Origin of the sequence: Algiphilus sp. (genome assembly GCF_965216485.1) — a bacterium.
Taxonomy (GTDB): domain Bacteria; phylum Pseudomonadota; class Gammaproteobacteria; order Nevskiales; family Nevskiaceae; genus Algiphilus.
Genome location: NZ_OZ244162.1, coordinates 1,023,513 through 1,042,824 on the forward strand (window position 1 = coordinate 1,023,513; position 19,312 = coordinate 1,042,824).

At 65.9% G+C, this 19,312-nt stretch carries 17 protein-coding genes and 2 riboswitches; of the genes, 12 read left to right on the forward strand and 5 right to left on the reverse strand.

Features of this window, described 5'->3' with window-relative positions; translation table 11 throughout:
• Positions 1 to 38 precede the first annotated feature (38 nt).
• The 4 genes from ACOOFO_RS04740 to ACOOFO_RS04755 all read right to left on the reverse strand — a co-directional run bounded on the left by ACOOFO_RS04740 (position 39) and on the right by ACOOFO_RS04755 (position 5,555).
• Positions 39 to 1,403, reverse strand: a complete 1,365-nt coding sequence (locus ACOOFO_RS04740; RefSeq protein ID WP_420428506.1) for a glycerophosphodiester phosphodiesterase family protein — start codon at positions 1,401 to 1,403, stop codon at positions 39 to 41.
• A 70-nt stretch (positions 1,404 to 1,473) separates the two neighbouring features.
• Entirely contained in the window at positions 1,474 to 2,628 is a 1,155-nt protein-coding gene (gene argE / locus ACOOFO_RS04745; protein WP_420428507.1) for an acetylornithine deacetylase, read from the reverse strand.
• 122 nt (positions 2,629 to 2,750) lie between these two features.
• On the reverse strand, positions 2,751 to 4,046 hold the full coding sequence (locus ACOOFO_RS04750; protein WP_420428508.1) for a hypothetical protein: 1,296 nt from the start codon (positions 4,044 to 4,046) through the stop codon (positions 2,751 to 2,753).
• Positions 4,047 to 4,244: 198 nt separating this feature from the next.
• Complete coding sequence (locus ACOOFO_RS04755; protein WP_420428509.1) at positions 4,245 to 5,555, reverse strand: hypothetical protein; 1,311 nt, start codon at positions 5,553 to 5,555, stop codon at positions 4,245 to 4,247.
• Between the two features lie 250 nt (positions 5,556 to 5,805).
• On the opposite strand from ACOOFO_RS04755, the gene ACOOFO_RS04760 reads away from it, so the two are divergent.
• The 4 genes from ACOOFO_RS04760 to ACOOFO_RS04775 are packed head-to-tail and all read left to right on the forward strand — an operon-like array spanning position 5,806 to position 10,123.
• Positions 5,806 to 6,372 (forward strand): UPF0149 family protein, encoded by a 567-nt coding sequence (locus ACOOFO_RS04760; protein ID WP_420428510.1) that lies wholly within the window; start codon positions 5,806 to 5,808, stop codon positions 6,370 to 6,372.
• 9 nt (positions 6,373 to 6,381) lie between these two features.
• Positions 6,382 to 7,734: an aminopeptidase P N-terminal domain-containing protein gene (locus tag ACOOFO_RS04765; RefSeq protein WP_420428511.1), complete on the forward strand. Its 1,353-nt coding sequence runs from the start codon at positions 6,382 to 6,384 to the stop codon at positions 7,732 to 7,734.
• Complete coding sequence (locus ACOOFO_RS04770) at positions 7,731 to 8,921, forward strand: FAD-dependent monooxygenase (RefSeq protein WP_420428512.1); 1,191 nt, start codon at positions 7,731 to 7,733, stop codon at positions 8,919 to 8,921. The genes ACOOFO_RS04765 and ACOOFO_RS04770 overlap by 4 nt, the downstream gene beginning before the upstream one ends.
• Positions 8,918 to 10,123, forward strand: a complete 1,206-nt coding sequence (locus ACOOFO_RS04775) for an FAD-dependent oxidoreductase (RefSeq protein ID WP_420428513.1) — start codon at positions 8,918 to 8,920, stop codon at positions 10,121 to 10,123. The genes ACOOFO_RS04770 and ACOOFO_RS04775 overlap by 4 nt, the downstream gene beginning before the upstream one ends.
• Here the strand turns inward: ACOOFO_RS04775 and ACOOFO_RS04780 are convergent.
• Positions 10,109 to 10,513 (reverse strand): thiol-disulfide oxidoreductase DCC family protein, encoded by a 405-nt coding sequence (locus ACOOFO_RS04780; RefSeq protein WP_420428514.1) that lies wholly within the window; start codon positions 10,511 to 10,513, stop codon positions 10,109 to 10,111. The two genes, ACOOFO_RS04775 and ACOOFO_RS04780, sit on opposite strands and share 15 nt — an antisense overlap.
• A gap of 170 nt (positions 10,514 to 10,683) precedes the next feature.
• A riboswitch (glycine riboswitch) is annotated at positions 10,684 to 10,776 on the forward strand.
• A gap of 11 nt (positions 10,777 to 10,787) precedes the next feature.
• Positions 10,788 to 10,884, forward strand: a riboswitch (glycine riboswitch).
• Between the two features lie 51 nt (positions 10,885 to 10,935).
• Here ACOOFO_RS04780 and gcvT point away from each other — a divergent pair.
• From gcvT to ACOOFO_RS04820, 8 genes are all read left to right on the forward strand, one after another.
• Positions 10,936 to 12,012 (forward strand): glycine cleavage system aminomethyltransferase GcvT, encoded by a 1,077-nt coding sequence (gene gcvT, locus ACOOFO_RS04785; RefSeq protein WP_420428515.1) that lies wholly within the window; start codon positions 10,936 to 10,938, stop codon positions 12,010 to 12,012.
• Positions 12,013 to 12,076: 64 nt separating this feature from the next.
• Positions 12,077 to 12,457 carry a glycine cleavage system protein GcvH gene (gcvH, locus tag ACOOFO_RS04790; protein WP_420428516.1) on the forward strand — a complete coding sequence of 127 codons (381 nt, stop codon included), beginning with the start codon at positions 12,077 to 12,079 and terminating at the stop codon, positions 12,455 to 12,457.
• A 64-nt stretch (positions 12,458 to 12,521) separates the two neighbouring features.
• Complete coding sequence (gcvPA, locus tag ACOOFO_RS04795; RefSeq protein WP_420428517.1) at positions 12,522 to 13,895, forward strand: aminomethyl-transferring glycine dehydrogenase subunit GcvPA; 1,374 nt, start codon at positions 12,522 to 12,524, stop codon at positions 13,893 to 13,895.
• A gap of 41 nt (positions 13,896 to 13,936) precedes the next feature.
• Complete coding sequence (gene gcvPB / locus ACOOFO_RS04800; protein WP_420428518.1) at positions 13,937 to 15,409, forward strand: aminomethyl-transferring glycine dehydrogenase subunit GcvPB; 1,473 nt, start codon at positions 13,937 to 13,939, stop codon at positions 15,407 to 15,409.
• A gap of 302 nt (positions 15,410 to 15,711) precedes the next feature.
• Positions 15,712 to 16,644 (forward strand): carbohydrate kinase family protein, encoded by a 933-nt coding sequence (locus ACOOFO_RS04805; protein ID WP_420428519.1) that lies wholly within the window; start codon positions 15,712 to 15,714, stop codon positions 16,642 to 16,644.
• Between the two features lie 110 nt (positions 16,645 to 16,754).
• Positions 16,755 to 17,558, forward strand: a complete 804-nt coding sequence (gene lgt / locus ACOOFO_RS04810) for a prolipoprotein diacylglyceryl transferase (protein WP_420428520.1) — start codon at positions 16,755 to 16,757, stop codon at positions 17,556 to 17,558.
• 127 nt (positions 17,559 to 17,685) lie between these two features.
• The gene (locus ACOOFO_RS04815) at positions 17,686 to 18,354 is read left to right on the forward strand and encodes a hypothetical protein (protein ID WP_420428521.1); all 669 of its coding nucleotides are present in this window, start codon (positions 17,686 to 17,688) and stop codon (positions 18,352 to 18,354) included.
• Positions 18,355 to 18,414: 60 nt separating this feature from the next.
• Positions 18,415 to 19,305 carry an adenylate/guanylate cyclase domain-containing protein gene (locus ACOOFO_RS04820; RefSeq protein WP_420428523.1) on the forward strand — a complete coding sequence of 297 codons (891 nt, stop codon included), beginning with the start codon at positions 18,415 to 18,417 and terminating at the stop codon, positions 19,303 to 19,305.
• The last annotated feature ends 7 nt before the right edge of the window (positions 19,306 to 19,312 follow it).

Genomic DNA, 19,312 nt, shown 5'->3' on the forward strand with positions numbered 1-19,312 from the left:
CGCAGCGCACTGGCGCGCGCGCCCTGCGAGGGCGCTTGCTAGTCGACCCCGTCGCAGTTCCACTCGCCCTCGGGTTGTGCCAGCACCTGTGCCAAGCGCAGGGGGCGGTCGGTCATGATGCCGTCGACGCCGTGATGCAGCAGATCCACCATGGTCGGGCAGTCGTCGATGGTCCAGACATGCACCGCCAGGCCGGCATTGTGGGCATCGGCGATGAAGTCATCTGTCACCACCTCGATCTGGAGCTGCTCGGGAATCTGCGACACGCTACTGGTATCGATCGGCACCTGAAAGGCCTGGTGGCCGGGCGGTGGCAGCATCGGTAGCGGTCCCTTGGAGGCGAGGACCACCGCCGCTGCCTGTGCCAGCGGAACGGCGGTCGAGGCACAGCCGTTCTGCAATTCGAACAGAGCCGAGGCGCTGTCGTCGAAGGAGGCGACCATGACATCGTCGTCGCGGCCGTAAGCCTGCAGCAGTCGCGCCATCTGCCCCTCGTAGCTGCCGGTGCCGTCGAGATCGGGTTTGAGTTCGATATTGAGCAGGGCATGGGGGAAGCGCGCCAGGGCCTCCTCCAGTGTGGGGATGCGGAAGTCGTTGGCGGTGAAGCCCGCCGGCGGCGCGCGCTCGCCGGTGGCGATGCCGCGGTAGACGTAGGCCTCCTCGGCGGCGTCGCGCGTCGTGCCCTCGCCGGGCACGAACCAGTAGGCCGCATCCAGTGCCTTCAACTCGGCGAGGGTGAAATCACCGACATTGCCACTGCCGTTCGTGGTGCGGTCGACGGTGAGATCGTGCAACACGACCAGAGCGCCGTCGGATGTCTGGTAGACATCCATTTCCAGGACGTCGGAACCCACGGCCTCCGCGCGGTGATAGGCGAACAGGGTGTTCTCGGGGAATTCGATGACACCGCCGCGATGCGCGAAGCTGATCGGCCGTCGGTCCAACCAGGGGTTCTCGGCGCCGGGCAGGGCGGGCAGGCAGGCGCTGTCGTCGTTGGCGATGGTGCCCGTTGCGTGATCGCGGTGCAGTGCGACTTGCTTGCTGGCCAGCAGTAAGCGGAATTGCTCGTCGTCTTCCTCAAGATCGTCTCCGATCAGCGCGACCGAAATCAGCCCCTCGGTCTGGCCCGCCGGAATCGTCAGCACCCCTTCGGCGGCTTCGAAGTCGCTGTCCGCTTCGGCGGTGTCGGCTTCGGTGCGCCAGACGAGTTGCACATCCCGCGATAGGGGTTGCGACAACGCCACCGCGAAGTCCGCGCGCGACCTGTCATTGGGCGCGCCCTCGGGGGCGGCGCGGTCGTGCACCACGAGCTGAGGCCCCTGCGCCGCCTGTGGCGATCCACTACCGCCGCAGGCGGTAAGCAACAGGGAGGCGAGGAGGGCAGTGCAACGGAGCGGTGTCATGCGAGCGGCCAGGTCGGGAGCGCTGCCTGAGTCTACGGGTGTGCGCCCAAAGCGCAATCACAGCGCACGGTCAGGCGGTGAGACAGAAGCGCTGGATCAGACCGCGCAGCAGTTCCCGCGTGGGGGCGATGCGATCCAGCGGCAGGGATTCATTGGGTTGATGGGCCACGGCGATATCGCCCGGACCGAGGATGACGGTGTCCATGCCAAGCTGATTGAGAAAGGGACCCTCGGTGGCGAAATCTACCGCCTCGGCGCGATGGCCCGTCAAGGCTTCGCAGGCCTCGACGATGGCCGTGGTGGCGGCGGTCTCGAAGGCGGGGATGCCTTCGAACAGCGTCTGCGCTTCCAGCCTGCAGCCGGCTTCGGTCAAGCCCTTGCGCGCGGCTTCGCGCAGGCCGGCACGCAGGTCTGCGATGTCGTCATCGGGGCCGAAGCGCATATCCACGTCCAGCCGGCAGTGCGCGGGGATGCGGTTGGCCGAGTCCCCGCCTTCGATGCATCCGAGATTCATGGTGGGGTGGTCAATGGCAAAGCCGCGGCCGCAGCGGTGCTGTGCCAGCGCCGTCTCGTGCGTCATGAGCGCGCCCAGCACCTGATGCATGCCGCGAATGGCGTTGGCGCCCAGATCGGGACGTGAAGAGTGTCCGGCGTGACCATGCACATGCAGCGAGTCCATCAAGATGCCCTTGTGCAGACGCACCGGCCGCAGGTTGGTCGGTTCGCCGATGACGGCATGACGCGCCTTCGGCTTGCCGGCTTCGACCAGTGCGCGTGCGCCATCCATGCCGGATTCCTCGTCCGCGGTGGCCAGAAGAATCAAGGGGGCCTGCAGGCGTTCGCCCTGGCAGAGGCTGGCGGCTTCCACTGCCAGCGCCAGAAAGCCCTTCATGTCGCAGACGCCCAGCCCGTACCACTGCTGATCGCGTTCGCTGAGGGTGAAGGGGTCCGCGTCCCAGCCGCTGTCGTCGTAGGGCACGGTATCGGTGTGTCCCGCCAGAACCAGTCCGCCCGGGCCGCTGCCCAGCGTGGCGATCAGATTGGCTTTCTCGGGGTGGCTGGGAAGTGGCAGCACCTCGCAGGAGAAGCCCAGGCCTTCCAGCCAGTTGGCCATCAGGCTGACAACGGGCAGGTTGCCCATGTCGTGTCGCGGATGATCGCTGGACACGGAAGGCGTGGCGATCAGTTGGCGGAGCAGATCAGTCAGCGGCGGCAAGCTCGTCATGCCCCTATCTTCGGCGATCTGCGCGCGCTTCGCAGGCGATTCGCACGATGTTCCAAGGTGGCCCAAAAAGCATGGGCCCGCGAAGGCGGGCCCATGGACAACGTACGGCGGTGCAAGGCTGCTTAGGCGGGCGCACCCTCCTGCAACTGGGACAGGATGTCCTGGATGGCCGCGGCCGGGTCGCTCTCGCCGCCGATGGCGACCTCGATGGTGGCCACGATCAGCGGCAGCTCGACCGTGGTGCCACCACCACCGCCGCCACTACCGCCGAGCAGGTCGGCGAGGGGTGCCAGGACGGCATCGAGCGGGGTGCCGGTGGGGCCACCGTCACCGCCGCCGCCGCCACCGCCGGCGATGGCCTCGGTCAGCGGGCCGAGAACGGCCGGCAGGACCTGATTGCCGATGGGGTCGATGAGCGGTTGCAGGGCGTCACTGAAGACATCGTTGAACAGCGGATCGAAGAGGGCCTGCAGATTGCTCAGCGGATCGGTGAGCTGATCCACACCGCCCTCGATCTGACTGGTGAACTCGCCTTCCATGCCGGCCTGCATTTCGATGAAGGCCACCGGCACGACCTGGGTGAGGACATTGTCCAGCAGGTTGTTGACGGTGTTCTGTACCTGCGCGGTGGAGTCGGCGCTATCGAAGATCGAGACGGCGAAGAGCAGGGCATCCAGATCATTCAGCGTGGTGCTCAGGGTGCTGAAGATGCCGCCGAGGACGGGGGCCTCCTTGGCTTCTGGCGGTACCTGGCTGAGGCCATCCTGCAGCGCCTGGTTGAGCGCGCTGTAGAAGTCGGAAAGGGCCTGCAGGTCGGCGGTCTCGCCGTTGCCGCCGTCACCACCGCCGCCCGGGAACTGCGCGAGCACCGGGGTCAGTGCGGCACCCAGCGGCTCCAGCGGGGTGCCGGCCAGCGGATTGTCGGCGCTGCCGCCGTCGCCATTGCCGTCATCGTTGCCGCCGTCATCGCCACCGGCACTGGCGCACTGCTGCTCGGCGAGTGCGGTCAGCAGATTCTGCAGATCGGTGGCGAACTGCTCGGCGGCCGCCTGGATCTTCATGGAACCGTCTTCGAGGGCGGACTGCGGATCGCCGCTTGCGGCGCCATCCTGCAGCGCGAGCAGCACGGCGTCGCCGATATCGAGGGCGCCGAAGGTGATGGCCTGGTCGGCGCAGAGCACGACTGGCTCCAGCGGGGTGCCGGCCGTACCGCCGGCGATCTGGCCAAAGACCTGCTGCGATACCGGCTCCTGCGCCGCGTCCAGCGGGCCTTCCACGCGTTCGGCACGCGCGGTGTTCTCGCTGGGTGCGCTGTCGCCGGCCGTTTCACTGCCTGCGTTGCTACCGCCGCCGCTGCACGCGCTCAGGCCAAGTGCAGTGACGGAAAGAAAGACGAGGGGGGTGATGGATCTCATCATGGTTGCCTACCTCCTATTACCGGCAAATCTCACGATCCAGAAACGGGCATGGGCTGCCCTGAATCGTTCTTGTGTTGTGCGATACCTCTGGCAATAACCACTGCCATCAACCAGACACGTTCAGTGGACGCTCAGGGTTCCAACGCAATGGACCCGCCGAAGCGGGTCCATGTTGTGGTGATGCACGAACACACGCTATCAGGCCGGCGCGGCATCCTGCAGTTGCGCCAGGATGTCCTGAATCAGCGCCGCTGGATCGCTGCCACCACCACCGAGCAGGCCGGTGAGGGTCGACAGCAGGCCATCCAGCGGCGTGCCGGTGCCGCTGCCACTGCCGCCGAGCAGGTCGGCGAGGGGTGCCAGGACGGCATCGAGCGGGGTGCCGGTGGGGCCACCGTCACCGCCGCCGCCGCCACCGCCGGCGATGGCCTCGGTCAGCGGGCCGAGAACGGCCGGCAGGACCTGATTGCCGATGGGGTCGATGAGCGGTTGCAGGGCGTCACTGAAGACATCGTTGAACAGCGGATCGAAGAGGGCCTGCAGATTGCTCAGCGGATCGGTGAGCTGATCCACACCGCCCTCGATCTGACTGGTGAACTCGCCTTCCATGCCGGCCTGCATTTCGATGAAGGCCACCGGCACGACCTGGGTGAGGACATTGTCCAGCAGGTTGTTGACGGTGTTCTGTACCTGCGCGGTGGAGTCGGCGCTATCGAAGATCGAGACGGCGAAGAGCAGGGCATCCAGATCATTCAGCGTGGTGCTCAGGGTGCTGAAGATGCCGCCGAGGACGGGGGCCTCCTTGGCTTCTGGCGGTACCTGGCTGAGGCCATCCTGCAGCGCCTGGTTGAGCGCGCTGTAGAAGTCGGAAAGGGCCTGCAGGTCGGCGGTCTCGCCGTTGCCGCCGTCACCACCGCCGCCCGGGAACTGCGCGAGCACCGGGGTCAGTGCGGCACCCAGCGGCTCCAGCGGGGTGCCGGCCAGCGGATTGTCGGCGCTGCCGCCGTCGCCATTGCCGTCATCGTTGCCGCCGTCATCGCCACCGGCACTGGCGCACTGCTGCTCGGCGAGTGCGGTCAGCAGATTCTGCAGATCGGTGGCGAACTGCTCGGCGGCCGCCTGGATCTTCATGGAACCGTCTTCGAGGGCGGACTGCGGATCGCCGCTTGCGGCGCCATCCTGCAGCGCGAGCAGCACGGCGTCGCCGATATCGAGGGCGCCGAAGGTGATGGCCTGGTCGGCGCAGAGCACGACTGGCTCCAGCGGGGTGCCGGCCGTACCGCCGGCGATCTGGCCAAAGACCTGCTGCGACACCGGCTCCTGTGCCGCGTCCAGCGGGCCTTCCACGCGTACCGTCGCGCTGCCGCTACCGTCGGAAGGTTGCTGCGACCCGTCCGAGCCATCGTTGTTCGGCGATCCGTTGCCGCCGCCACCACCGCCACCGCCGCCGCAGGCGCTCAGCCCGAGGACGGCAATCGCGATGCAGAGATGTCGTTTCCAGTTATTCATGCGTCTCACTCCGTTGCTTGGGGGCGGCGAGCGTGGCGGGGGATAAGCCGCAGCTACCGCACAGTCAGTATGTGATTCACGAATCCGCATACGTAGGCCCGGATGGCGACGTTGCTTGTCGGCACATCGGGATGCCGGAGTGTAGGCCGCAGGGTCCATGCCTCTGTAGGATATGGCCGATATGCGTCGTCCTTGACCTGATGGGCGATTTACCATTCACCCGACCAAGCAACGCGGTTGCACGATGCCCATGGCGCACACCCCCGATTTCGATCACATTGCCGCCGCACTCAAGACGGCCGGTCTGAGCGCCGAGCCGTCACGCTTTCAGGGTGCCCTTTGCGGGGCGCTGTGCGTACGCGATGCCTCGCAGATTGACCCCGTGACGGTTCTGGCCGAAGAGCGGCCAACGCTGGATTCCGAAGCCGCGCAGGAGGCCGTGGCACAGCTCGCCGCCCTGCGCGATACCGTCGCCAAGGCGCTGGCGGAAGGCACCTCGGAGTTCGGCTTGCTGCTGCCCGATGACGAGTCCGTCAGCCTGAAGCAGCGCACCGAGGCTCTGGCTGCCTGGTGCGATGGCTTCCTGTTTGGCTTGGCGAGCGCCGGCACGCTGGACCTAGACAAGCGTTCCGAGGAAGTGCGCGAGGCCGTCAGCGATATCACACACTTCACCCAGGCAAGCGTCGAACACGATGACGATACGGAAGTGGAAGAAGAGGCCTATTCGGAACTCGTTGAATACCTGCGCGTGGCGGTCCAGCTGATTCATGTCGAGCATCGCGGCAAGCCCAGCCCGGCCGGCGCGCGCATGCACTAGCGGAAATCTATGAACGCACCCGTTTCCTCGAAGGCACCCCCACCGTCACTGACGCGCGAGGATTTCGCGCGTCGTCGCTCCGCGCTGGCCCGGATCATTGGTGAGGACGGCATTGCCATCCTGCCGGCCAACCGCGAACAGCCGCGTAACCGGGATGTGCATTTTCCCTTTCGCCAGGACAGCGATTTCCTGTATCTGACCGGATTTCCCGAGCCCGACGCCATCGCCGTCTTCGCTCCGGGCCGTCGCGATGGCGCCTTCGTGCTCTTTGTGCGTCCGCGCGACGCCGAGCGTGAAATCTGGGACGGCCGCCGCTACGGAACAGAAGGTGCCTGCAGTACATTCGGCGCCGACGCCGCCTACACACTGGATGCCTTCGAGGCGCAATTGCCCGCCCTGCTGGCCGGACGCCGCCACGTGCATATGCAGTTGGGCGACCGCCCCGAGCTGGATCAACGCGTCACCCAGTGCGTGCAGCGCATGCGTGAACAGTCGCGGCGCGGTCCCGGGGCACCGGAGGCTTTCCTCGGTCTGGATACCAGCCTGCACGAGCTGCGCCTGATCAAGGACGAGCGCGAACTCGCCCATATGCGCTTCGCAGCCGAGGTGTCCGCGGCGGCGCACTGCAAGGCGATGCAGATCGCCGCCCCCGGTCTGGCGGAGTGGCAATTGCAGGCGGAGATCCACGCCGTCTTCGGTCGACACGACATGGAGCCTGGCTACGGCAGTATCGTTGGTGCCGGGGCCAACGCCTGTGTGCTGCACTACATCGAAAACCGCGCCACGCTGCGCGACGGCGATCTGGTGCTGATCGACGCCGGTGGTGAGTACCACGGCTACACCGCCGACATCACGCGCACCTTTCCTGCCAACGGGCGCTTCAGCGCCGAGCAGGCTGCGGTCTACGACATTGTCCTTGCTGCGCAGCAGGCAGCCATCGACAAGGCGCTCAGCAGTGAGACGGTGGATGCCATGCACACCGCCGCCACCCGCGTGCTGACGCAGGGCATGGTCGATTTGGGCTGGCTCCAGGGTGCGGTGGACGGCCTGATCGAGCGGGGCGCGCAGCGTCGGTTCTTCATGCACGGCACCGGACACTGGCTGGGCATGGATGTACACGATGTCGGCCGCTACCGTGTCGACGATCAGCCGCGTCTGCTTCAGCCCGGCATGGTCACGACAGTGGAGCCGGGACTGTACGTGCAGCCGGACGACGAAAGCGTGGCCGCGCAATGGCGCGGCATGGGCATCCGTATTGAGGACGATGTACTGGTGACCGATGCGGCACCGGAGGTCATGACCCAGGCGGTGCCGAAGGCGCGTGCGGCCATCGAGGCCTTGATGGCGGACCGCAGCGCATGACCGCTCCGGATCGTGTGGATATTGCCGTTGTCGGCGGTGGCCTGGTGGGTGCATCGGCGGCACTGGCGCAGCTGCGTGCCGGGCGTACTGTGGTGCTGATCGAACCCGAGGCGCCCAGGCTCGCCGAAGCGGCCTGGGATGAGCGTTGCATCGGACTCAATGCGGCGAGCATTGCAATCCTGCGCGACCTTGGTGTGTGGCAGCGCATCGCGGCCGAGGCCCAGCCGATCCGCAGCACGGTGATCTGTGAGGCCGGCAGGGCCGGCTCGGTCCGGTTCACGGCGGAAGAGGCGGGCCTGGAGGCCTTGGGCTACAACACCCCGTTGCGCGCCATCCACGGCGGCTTGCTGGCCGCGCTCGAGGGCACGGACTGCGCCCTGCGGCGCGCCACCGTGGTGCGGCATCAGGCGGAGGATCGTCACGTCCGGCTCACGCTCGACGATGGGCAGTCGCTGCAGGCACGCCTGGTGATGGCCTGTGACGGCACGCATTCGGCATTGCGCCAGGCCTGCGCGATCCCGATCGAGGCGCACGACTACGCGCAGACCGCACTGGTCACGACCGTGGACGTGGAGCGCGGCCATGACGACTGCGCCTGGGAGCGCTTCACGCCGCTGGGTCCGCTTGCGGTGCTGCCGCGCGGCGAGAAGCGCTGCACCGTGGTTTGGACGCAGCCGCATGGCCATACCGAGGCGGTCGCTGCGCTCGACAATGAAGCCTTTTGCGCGGCTCTGCAGGGTGCTTTCGGGCGTCGCCTGGGCGCCTTGTCCAACGCCGGGCGGCGCATGCGCTGGCCTTTGCGCCGGGTCTATGCCCGCGATGTCATCGCGCCGCGCCTGCTGCTGGCGGGCAATGCCGCACAGACGCTGCACCCGGTGGCGGCACAGGGCTTCAATCTGGGGTTGCGCGACTGTGCCACTGCGGCCGCCGTCGCCGCGGGCATCGAGGATCCGGGCAGCAGCGAGGCACTGCAACGCTATGCGGCATTGCGTGCCGACGATCGGGCTGCCGTGGCGCGATTCACCGATCAACTAGTGCGCCTGTTCTCGAATCAACTGCCCGTGCTCAGTGGTCTGCGCCACCTGGGGCTGGGTGGTCTGGCCATCACCCCGGCCCTCTACCGCAGCGTGATGTTCCAGAATCTCGGATTGCAGGCCCTGGCGCGGCTGCAGGCAGAGGCGGCATGAAGCACGCGGAAGCGCACAACGGCGCGCGTCATGCCATCGCGGTCGTCGGCGGCGGAATCGCTGGCACCGCCTGCGCACTGCAACTGGCTGCGGCGGGCCATCGCGTCACGCTGCTCGTGGGCGCGCCCCAGCCGGATACACCCGCCGAGGACGAGATCCGCTACTACGCGCTGTCGCCGGCCTCGGTGGCGTTGCTGTCGGCGCTTGGTCTGGATGTGGAATCACAGGGTGCCTGTCGCTATACCGACATGCAGGTCTGGGGCAGCCTGCCACGCGATGGGCTGCATTTCAGCCTGGCGGATGCGCCGCAGTCGCTGCCGGCGCTGGGGCATATCGTGGGGCATGGCAGTCTGCTGAAGGCCTTGCGCGATCGCGCGGGGTCCGCCCTGGAATGCCTGCCGACCTTCGCGCAGGGCGTGCACTTCCATGACGCGGGCGTCCAGATCGATTGTGCCGACGGCGATCTGGTGACCGCCGATCTGGTGGTATCCGCCGAAGGTGCGAGCGCGGTGCTGCGCGAAGCCGCAGGCATCGACATGCATGGCTGGGACTACGACCAGCAGGGCATCGTGGCCAATGTGCGTTGTGCGGAAGGCATGCGGCGTACAGCCTGGCAGCGCTTTCTCGCCACTGGTCCGCTGGCCCTGCTGCCACTGGATGCGCACCGCGCTTCCATTGTCTGGTCGGCTGATGCGCCAGAGGCGCAGCGGCTGCTGGCGCTGGATGACGCCGGTTTTGCGTCTGAGCTCACGCGGGCGATGCAGGGTGTCCTCGGCGATATCGCGGTCGAGAGTTCCCGCGCGGCCTTTCCGTTGCGTGCCGGCCAGGCCGCCCGCTATTTCGGTGATCGTCTGGCACTCATCGGTGACAGTGCGCACGTGGTGCACCCATTGGCGGGGCAGGGCTTGAATCTTGGCCTCGGGGACGTGGCCGCCTTGCACGCGGCGCTGGATCAGCATCCCACTCAGCTAGTGCGGGCCCTGAAGGCCTACAGCCGCCGCCGACGGGCTGCGGTGGAAGACATGATTGCGGTGACCGATGGCCTGTATCGGCTGTTCGGCCCCGCGGGTCAGGGCTTCGCCGAACTGCGCGACGCGGGCATGGCTTTGGTCAACCGCAGTGCGGTCGCCCGGCAGTGGCTGGTGGCGCGCGCGCTTGGCTTGGATGCGCGGCCGTCTACGAACGCGTCAAGCGTCGGGTAGCCTGCACCGACCGCTGTGGCAGAGGCGCTCGAAACGACGATCTGCCCACCGGTAATAGAGACGCTGGAGCGGGCGGTCAAGACGCAACGCGCAGAGCAGTCGTGCCGCCCAGCGGTAGCGGGGAATCTGCTGCCAGATGGCGAGGAAGGCGTAGACACCGATGAGCCACGTGCCATCGGGGCGATAGGCGTGCATGCGACGCATGGCGTCTTCCCGGCGCAGGCCGAAATGATTCAGGGTTGCGTGATCGCGCTGGATATCCACCCAGTGGATGGTCTCCTCGGTGGTCAGCCGCTGGTAGTGGCGGATCTCGCGGCTGCAGAGCGGGCAACCCCCGTCGTAGAACACGTGAAGTCGCTCAGCCTTAGGTTGTGTCAACGTCTTGTTCATGGACGCAGATGATACGGAGGCCGTGGTAGCTCGGTTTGAGGCGTCCAGAGCCTGTCCACGGGGACGCTGCTCCCGTGAAACATCAAGGGAGGCAGTACCTGTTGTCGAAGCCCGGCGCGGACGCCGGGTCGAAATTCGCGGCGTCTTGCGGTATGCTCCGCCCCTGAATTGACACTTCCGCGCGAGAGCGTCGGTCTTCGCACCGGCCACCGAAGGCGCAAGCTGCCCGCAATCGCTCAGGTATCAGGGAGCGCGGAAGGGCCCGACAAGGGCCACAATTCACTCTGGAGAGCGACGCTGCCATGGCGTCCACCGAAGGGGAAGGGTCGTAGCGGATCCAAACTCTCAGGTAACCGGACAGAGGGGCGTGCAGATCAGCCGAATTGGGTTGGTCGTCATTCACGCCATCGAACGGTTGCCGCATGCCCCATCTCCACAAGACAATTCTTCATCCCCTGCACGCCGAGAGTGGCGCTCGCCTGATCGACTTCGGCGGTTGGGAAATGCCGGTGCAATATCGGTCCCAGGTCGAGGAGCATCACGCCGTTCGCCGCGCAGTCGGCATGTTCGACGTGGGACATATGCGAGCCGTGGATATCAGCGGGAACGGCGCCGAAGCCTTTCTGCGCTACCTGCTCGCCAACGACGTTGCCAAGCTCGAGGACGGCCGCGCGCTGTACAGCTGCATGCTGAACGCGCGCGGCGGCGTCAAGGACGATCTCATCGTCTATCGCTGCGCGGTCGGCCGCTACCGCCTGGTGCTCAATGCCGCCACGGCAATGGCCGACATTGATTGGATGCTCGAGAACAGCACCGGTGACTGCCGTATTGATCTGCGTAACGACCGCACCATTGTCGCGCTGCAGGGCCCCAAGGCTGCCGAAGTCCTGCCGCAGATCGTCGACACGGCGGTGGCCGAGGCGGCCACCGTACTCAAGCCTTTCCGCTGTACCGAATCAGGTGACATCTTTATCGGCCGGACTGGTTATACCGGAGAAGACGGTTTCGAGATCGTGCTGCCGCGTGACGATGCGCCGGCACTGTGGCGCGCGGCACTCGAGGCGGGCGTCGAGCCCTGCGGACTGGGCGCTCGCGACACCCTGCGTCTTGAGGCCGGGATGAATCTCTATGGCCAGGACATGGACGAGAACACCTTTCCCGGTGAAGCGAATCTGTCCTGGACCGTTGCCCTCGACCCCGCGGATCGTGACTTCATCGGCCGCGATGCAGTCGAGAAGGCGCAGCCGCAGCGGCGTCTCGTCGGCCTGGTGCTGGAAGGCCGGGGCGTGATGCGCAGCCACATGGCGGTGCGCTTTGCCAACGGCGCCACTGGCGAGACCACTTCGGGTAGCCATTCGCCGACCATGGGTACCTCCATTGCCCTGGCGCGGATCGAATCGCATGCCGAAGGCGAGGCCGAGGTTTGCATCCGCGATCGTTGGATGCCGGTGCGTGTCGTCAAGCCGCCCTTCGTGCGCAACGGCGAACCCCGCGTCTGAGATTCCCACTGCGTCCCGATCCTGAAGTCCCTTTTCCCGTTGATTCCCTTTCCCGGAGCCTGAAATGAGCAACGTACCCGCCGATCTGCGTTACACCAAATCCCACGAGTGGGTGCGCGTCGAATCCGACGGCACGATGACCGTGGGCATTACCGATCACGCGCAGGCTGAACTGGGCGATCTCGTTTTCGTGGAAGTGCCCGAGGTCGACCGCGCGCTCAAGGCGAGCGAAGCCTGCGCCGTGGTCGAGTCCGTCAAGGCGGCGTCGGACGTCTACGCCCCTGTCAGCGGCACCGTGGTCGCCGCCAACGACAAATTGGCCGATGCCCCCGAGCTGCTCAATGACGATCCCTACGGCGAAGGCTGGCTGTTCCGCCTCAGCGGCGATGCCGCGGAGGCCGAGGCGCTGCTCGACGCCGATGCCTACAGCGCCGAAATCGGCTAGACCGATCTCGCGCTTCGCCGGGTACAGCCGTGCCCGGTGTCCATCCGTTTGACCGGAGGCCCCCATGCCTTTCGTTCCTCATACTGAAAAAGATATCCAAGAGATGCTCAGCGTCATTGGCGCGCCCAGTGTGGATGCGCTGTTTGACGAAATCCCGGAGCACTTGCGCTGCAAGAAGCTCGATGCCATCCCGAGTTCCGCTCCGGAGATGGAGATCACCCGCGTCATGCATGAGCGGGCGGCGGCGGACGGCATCGCCTTGAACTTCATCGGTGCCGGTGCCTATGAGCACCATATTCCGGCGGCCGTCTGGGAGATCACCACGCGCGGCGAGTACTACTCGGCCTACACGCCGTATCAGGCGGAGGCGAGCCAGGGCACGCTGCAGTTGTTGTACGAGTTCCAGACCATGATGTGCGAGCTGACCGGCATGGAAATCTCCAATGCCTCGCTCTATGACGGTGCCTCCTCACTGGCCGAAGCGCTGCTGATGGCGGTGCGCAGCGTAGGCCGCAAGGCCAGCGGCCGTGTGCTGTTGCCGCGCGCGCTGCACCCGTACTACCGCCAGGTCGCGGCCAATCTGACGCACGCCCAGGGCGTCACGCTGCACGAGATGGACTTTGACGCCGACAGCGGGGTCACGCCCGTGGACGCAGCCGAGCGCGCCGGCGTCGAGGCGCCCACCGCCGTGGTCATCAGTCAGCCCAATTTCTTCGGTGCGCTGGAAGACGTGGATGCGCTCACCGACTGGGCGCACGCCCAGGGCGCGCTGGTCATTGCCGTAGTCAATCCGACCCTGCTGGCCGTCCACCGTCCACCGTCCGAGTGGGGCAGCAAGGGTGCGGATATCGTCGTCGGCGAGGGCCAGCCGCTGGGCGCGCCGCTGTCTTCGGGCGGTCCGTACTTCGGTTTCCTCTGCTGCTCCAAGCAGTATGTCCGTCAGATGCCCGGCCGCATTGTCGGACGGACCCTCGATCTGGACGGCAAGCCGGGCTACACCCTGACTCTGCAGGCGCGCGAGCAGCACATTCGGCGCTCCAAGGCGACCTCGAACATCTGCACCAATCAGGGTCTGCTGGTCACTGCGGCCACGATCTACATGTCGCTGCTGGGGCCGGAAGGCCTGGCGCGCGTGGCCAACGCAAGCATGGCCAACACCCGCAAGCTGCGCGACGCGCTGACCGACTTGCCGGGCGTCACGGCGGCGCTGTCGGCACCCTTCTTCCACGAAACCGTGCTGACCCTGGACCGCAAGGTCGGTCCGGTACTGGAGCGTCTCAGCGATGAAGGCATCGTTGGCGGTCTGGACATTTCCGGTATGTATCCCGAATTGGGCAACGCCTTGCTCGTCTGCGCGACGGAGACCCGCACCGATGCGGATATCGCGCGCTACAAGCAAGCGCTCGGCGACGTCCTCGCCCGAGCCAAGGCAGCCTGAGGCCCGCAGGGCCATTTCCCCGATCAGGAGGGGCGCAATCTATGAGCACTGAACCATTGATCTTCGAGAACAGCCGTGACGGTCGTGGCGCCAAGGCGCAGTGGCCGGCGGCGGTGGAAGGCAACGCGCTGCCGGAGGGCCTGGTGCGCCAGCGTCCGCCGCGCTTGCCGCAGACCGGCGAGCTGCAGACGGTGCGTCACTACACCCGGCTGTCGCAGAAGAACTTCTCGATCGACACCCACTTCTACCCGCTGGGTTCGTGCACGATGAAGTACAACCCGCGGGCCTGTAACACGCTGGCCATGCTGCCGGGCTTTCTGATGCGGCACCCGCTGGCGCCGGTCAGCCGTTCCCAGGGCGTGCTGGCCTGCCTCCACGAGCTGCAGGACATGCTGCGCCACGTGACCGGCATGCACGCCGTGTCGCTGACGCCCATGGCGGGTGCACAGGGCGAATTCACCGGCGTTGCCATGATCCGCGCTTACCACAAGGCACGGGGCGACGAGGGGCGGACCGAGATCATCGTGCCGGACGCCGCGCACGGGACCAATCCGGCCACCGCCACCATGCTCGGCTTCAATGTGCGCGAAATCCCGACGCGGGAAGATGGCGACGTCGACTTCGAGGCGCTGAAGGAAGCCCTGGGTCCGCAGACGGCCGGCATCATGCTGACCAACCCGTCGACGCTGGGCGTCTTCGAGCGTCGCATCAAGGAGATCGCTGATCTCGTGCACGAGGCCGGCGGCTTGCTGTATTACGACGGCGCCAACCTCAACGCGATTCTTGGTAAGACCCGCCCAGGTGACATGGGCTTCGATGTCATCCACATGAATCTGCACAAGACCTTCTCGACGCCGCACGGCGGTGGCGGGCCTGGTGCGGGTGCCGTTGGAGTGTCGGAGCGTCTGGCCCCTTTCATGCCCATCCCAGTGGTCGGCCAGGCCGATGACGGCAGCTATCGCTGGCTGGACGAGCAGGATCTGCCGCAGTCAATCGGACGCCTGTCGACCTTCATGGGCAACGCTGGCGTGCTGCTGCGTGCCTATGTCTATGCGCGCCTGCTGGGGCGTGAAGGCATGGAGCGCGTCGCGGAATTCGCCACGCTGAACGCTAATTACCTGATGGCGCGGATGAAGGAAAAGGGCTTCGACCTTGCCTTCGACGGTCGTCGTGCCAGCCACGAGTTCATCGTCACACTGAAGCGCCAGAAGCAGGAGCTGACGCTGACGGCCTCGGATGTGGCCAAGCGCCTGCTGGACTACGGCTTCCACGCGCCGACGGTCTACTTCCCGCTGCTGGTGCCGGAGTGTCTGCTCATCGAGCCGACCGAAACCGAGGATCGCGAGGCGCTGGATGCCTTCGTCGAGGCCATGGCATCCATTTGGGAAGAAGCCAAGACCGACATCGAACACGTCAAGGGCGCACCCTGGGATCTGCCTGTGCGTCGTCTCGACGAGACCCGCGCGGCGCGCCAGCTCGACGTGCGCTACGACTTCAACGGCGAAGCCGCCTGAAGGCCTGAGCCTTCGCGCGAGGTGCGCGGGTCCGCATGGCCCGCGCACCCGCGCCAGCCCACCAGCGCACCCCCAAATTCATACCAAGCAAGGAGCACTACATGTCCGCACTCATCACCGGGTCTCTGGCCTACGACACGATCATGGGCGAGGGCGGACGTGCTTTGCGGGGTGCCGGTGGCACGCCGCTGTCCGCTTGAGCGCGCGGGCCAGGACGGCCCGCGCCGGGTGACTTGGTGAGCCCTGGACGGGCGAGCCTAGTCAAACGAAGACCCCAAAATTTATCGCCTAAGGAGCACTACATGTCCGCACTCATCACCGGGTCTCTGGCCTACGACACGATCATGGTCTTTCCCGGCCAGTTCAAGAACGAGATCCTGCCTGATCAGGTTCACATCCTGAACGTGGCATTTCTCGTGCCGGATATGCGGCGCGAATTCGGTGGCTGCGCCGGCAACATCGCCTTCAACCTGAAGCTGCTTGGCGGCGAAGGCAAGCCGATGGGCGCCTGCGGCAGCGACTTTGATGACTACGCCGCGTGGATGGACAAGAACGGTGTCTCGCGCGACTACGTCAAGGTCATGCCGGATCACTACACGGCGCAGGCCTACATCGTCACCGACATGGACGACAACCAGATCACGGCCTTCCACCCGGGCGCCATGAACGTCGCGCACGAGCAGAAGATCGTTACTGAGGGCGTCACCATCGGCACGGTGTCCCCGGATGGCCGCGATGCCATGATCCAGCACGCCGAGCAATTCGCCGAGGCCGACATCCCCTTCATCTTCGACCCCGGCCAGGGCCTGCCCATGTTCGACGGTGCGGCGCTCAAGACATTCATCGACCAGGCGAGCTATGTCGCCGTCAATGACTACGAATCGGAAGTCATCACCGAGCGCACCGGGCTGAGCCTGGAGCAGATCGCCGAGCGCGTCGACGGCCTTATCGTCACCCGCGGCGGCAAGGGCTCCCACATCTTCGCCGGCGGCAAGACCTATGAGATCCCCACCTGCAAGGTGGAATCGCTGGCCGACCCGACAGGCTGCGGCGACGCCTACCGCGCCGGCATTCTGTACGGTCTGCTCAACGACATCGACTGGGAAACCACCGGGCGCATTGCCGCACTCATGGGCGCCATCAAGATCGAGCGGCCCGGCACGCAGAACCACCGCTTCACGCACGAGGAATTCGGCGCGCGATTCAAGCAGGAATTCGGCTACGACTGGCGCTAGGCATCCCGTGTGCTATCGCATCGTCAACGGCCGCCATCAGGGCGGCCGTTTTCGTTGGGATGCAGGGCAATGAAGCGGAGCCGTCATCGGCCACTGCTACACTGCGCGCCATGCTGACTCACCCCGGATTCGACCCCGTCGCCCTGCAGATCGGCCCGCTCGCCATTCATTGGTACGGGCTGATGTATCTGCTCGGCTTTGCCGGATGCTGGTGGTTGGGCGTTGTCCAGGGCCGGCGCGCCCACTGGCAGTGGCCAGCCGAACGCATCAGTGATCTGCTGTTCTATGTCGCCCTGGGCGTGATCCTGGGCGGCCGGATCGGCTACATCCTGTTCTACGATGTCGCCGCCTTCATGGACGATCCGCTGCGCCTGCTGCGCATCTGGGAAGGCGGCATGTCTTTCCATGGCGGGCTGCTGGGCGTGTTGGTGGCCATGTGGCTGTTCGCGCGCCGCATCGGCAGCACGCTGCCGGCGGTGGGCGACTTCGTCGTCACCCTGGTGCCCTTCGGCCTGTTGACCGGCCGCATCGGCAACTTCATCAACGGCGAGCTGTGGGGCAAGCCCAGTGATCTGCCCTGGGCAATGGTCTTCCCCCAGGTCGACCGTGTTCCGCGGCATCCGAGCATGCTGTACGAAGCCATTCTCGAGGGCGTCGTGCTGCTGGCCATCCTGTGGTGGTTCTCGGCCAAGCCACGACCGCGTGGCATGACCAGCGGCCTGTTTCTGGTGCTCTATGCGGTGTTCCGCTCCCTGGTGGAATTCGTCCGCACCCCGGATGCACATATCGGCTATCTGGCGGGGACGTCGTGGTTCACCATGGGGATGCTGCTCTGCCTCCCGATGTTCCTGGCGGGTGTCGGCCTGATTCTTTGGTCGTTGCGGGGCAAGCCTGCGGAACGCGGAACGGCTTGACCATCGTTCCCCCTTGCCGGTTACTCTCATCGCGGGACTATGGCGCGCTGCATCGCGATGCAGTACCGTCTCGCTGGTTGCGCCCGCAGGGGGCAGCGTTCTTGATGGACCACAGGGGGAATATCGAATGATGAAGAAGATTGCAGTGGGTGTGGCACTGGCTGTTTGGGGAAGCAGTGTTGCAGCACAGATGGTGGGTGTGGGGCGCGTAGGCGCGCTGGCGGGCGTCTATGACTTCGACTTCGAGTTTTCGGCGGGCGGAGTGAGCGCAAACGAGAGCTCTTCCGAGCTGTCCGTGGGGCTGCTGACGGGCTATACCGTGGCCTGGGAGACTTTCTTCGCGGACCTGGCGCTCGAGTACCAGACCGTGGATGGCGATGACACCGCCGATTTCGACCGCACGGATATCCTGGTGTCGGTGGGGGCCTTCCTTCCCGCGGACTTCAGCGCTTCGATCGGCTATCGCTTCGGCTATCAGGGCGACGGTGCCTTTGATGACGATTTCTACAATGAAACCGGACCCTTCGTTGGCGTCGGCTTTCCGAGCTTCGGCGTAGGCGGTGACTGGACCGTGAGCACATCAGCCGCCGTCAACTTCACCGAACTGGAGTTCCCGAACAATGCGACCGCCGATTTCTTCGGCATCAGCGGACGGGCGGCCGTTTCGAAGCCCGGAATGCCGCACGCGTTCGGACTGCGCCTGCAGCAGTTCAGCGACGATGAAGATGGCTTTGATCTCACGGAGACCTATGGCCATCTGTTCTATCAGTACAACTTCCTGGCGATGGGCGGTTAATCCGCCTGGCGGCGGGCACGGTGGCGCACGCTGCCGTGTCCGCGCCCCCGGCGATCGACGATGACCACGAAGAGCACCCACGTCGCGGTCCTTTTTGTCGACATCGTCGGTAGCACCAAGCTGTACCGCGATCTCGGCAACAGCCGGGCGGAGGCTCTGGTCTCGGCGGCCTTGCAACGCGCCCTTGCGACCGCGCACCGCTTCGGTGGGGAGCATGTCAAGTCCATCGGCGACGCCATCATGTGCGTGTTTCAGGATGTCGCAGCCGTGGCCCGCGCGTGCATGGAAATGCAGTCGGATGCGTTGCGCCCACCGCTGGAGGGGGATAGCACACGCCTCGCATTGAAAGCCGGCTTCGCGGCCGGTGAGGTCGTGCGCCGTGATGGCGACTACTTCGGGGATGCGGTCAATATCGCGGCACGCCTCGCCGACATGGCCAAAGCTGGGCAAATCCTCACAACCGAACAGACATCGGCCGCGCTGCCCGCCGATCTTCGGCGCCTGGTGCGCATGTTCGACCACACCCCCGTCAAGGGTGTCAGCGAGGCGATTGCAGTCACCCAACTGGTGTGGGATCAGCGCAGCCATACCGAGATGTTCTCACCCGGCCACGTGGTCGGAGCGCTGCGCTTGCGGCTGCAATATGCAGATCAGGAGTGCAAGTTATCGCCGGCCGATCTGCCTTTCCTCATTGGTCGTCACGAGGAATGCCATCTGGTCGTCAGCGCGGCCTTTGCATCCCGGCAACATGTGCGCCTGGAATATCGGCGCGGCAAGTTCGTACTGGTTGATGAGAGCACCAACGGGACCTACGTGGCGCACGGAGAGGGCGAGGTGGAAATGGCCTACCTGCGCAATGAGCCTTTTGCCTTGCTCGGTCGCGGCCGTTTCTGGCTGGGCAGCCTGCCGGCGGACCAGGACAGCGAGCCTGTCCGCTTCGAGGTCGACTAGGCGGCAT

Coding starts and splice junctions, on each gene's coding strand:
- ACOOFO_RS04740 (WP_420428506.1), bottom strand. CDS start 1,403: ATGACACCGCTCCGTTGCACTGCCCTCCTCGCCTCCCTGTTGCTTACC.
- argE (WP_420428507.1), bottom strand. CDS start 2,628: ATGACGAGCTTGCCGCCGCTGACTGATCTGCTCCGCCAACTGATCGCC.
- ACOOFO_RS04750 (WP_420428508.1), bottom strand. CDS start 4,046: ATGATGAGATCCATCACCCCCCTCGTCTTTCTTTCCGTCACTGCACTT.
- ACOOFO_RS04755 (WP_420428509.1), bottom strand. CDS start 5,555: ATGAATAACTGGAAACGACATCTCTGCATCGCGATTGCCGTCCTCGGG.
- ACOOFO_RS04760 (WP_420428510.1), top strand. CDS start 5,806: ATGGCGCACACCCCCGATTTCGATCACATTGCCGCCGCACTCAAGACG.
- ACOOFO_RS04765 (WP_420428511.1), top strand. CDS start 6,382: ATGAACGCACCCGTTTCCTCGAAGGCACCCCCACCGTCACTGACGCGC.
- ACOOFO_RS04770 (WP_420428512.1), top strand. CDS start 7,731: ATGACCGCTCCGGATCGTGTGGATATTGCCGTTGTCGGCGGTGGCCTG.
- ACOOFO_RS04775 (WP_420428513.1), top strand. CDS start 8,918: ATGAAGCACGCGGAAGCGCACAACGGCGCGCGTCATGCCATCGCGGTC.
- ACOOFO_RS04780 (WP_420428514.1), bottom strand. CDS start 10,513: ATGAACAAGACGTTGACACAACCTAAGGCTGAGCGACTTCACGTGTTC.
- gcvT (WP_420428515.1), top strand. CDS start 10,936: ATGCCCCATCTCCACAAGACAATTCTTCATCCCCTGCACGCCGAGAGT.
- gcvH (WP_420428516.1), top strand. CDS start 12,077: ATGAGCAACGTACCCGCCGATCTGCGTTACACCAAATCCCACGAGTGG.
- gcvPA (WP_420428517.1), top strand. CDS start 12,522: ATGCCTTTCGTTCCTCATACTGAAAAAGATATCCAAGAGATGCTCAGC.
- gcvPB (WP_420428518.1), top strand. CDS start 13,937: ATGAGCACTGAACCATTGATCTTCGAGAACAGCCGTGACGGTCGTGGC.
- ACOOFO_RS04805 (WP_420428519.1), top strand. CDS start 15,712: ATGTCCGCACTCATCACCGGGTCTCTGGCCTACGACACGATCATGGTC.
- lgt (WP_420428520.1), top strand. CDS start 16,755: ATGCTGACTCACCCCGGATTCGACCCCGTCGCCCTGCAGATCGGCCCG.
- ACOOFO_RS04815 (WP_420428521.1), top strand. CDS start 17,686: ATGATGAAGAAGATTGCAGTGGGTGTGGCACTGGCTGTTTGGGGAAGC.
- ACOOFO_RS04820 (WP_420428523.1), top strand. CDS start 18,415: ATGACCACGAAGAGCACCCACGTCGCGGTCCTTTTTGTCGACATCGTC.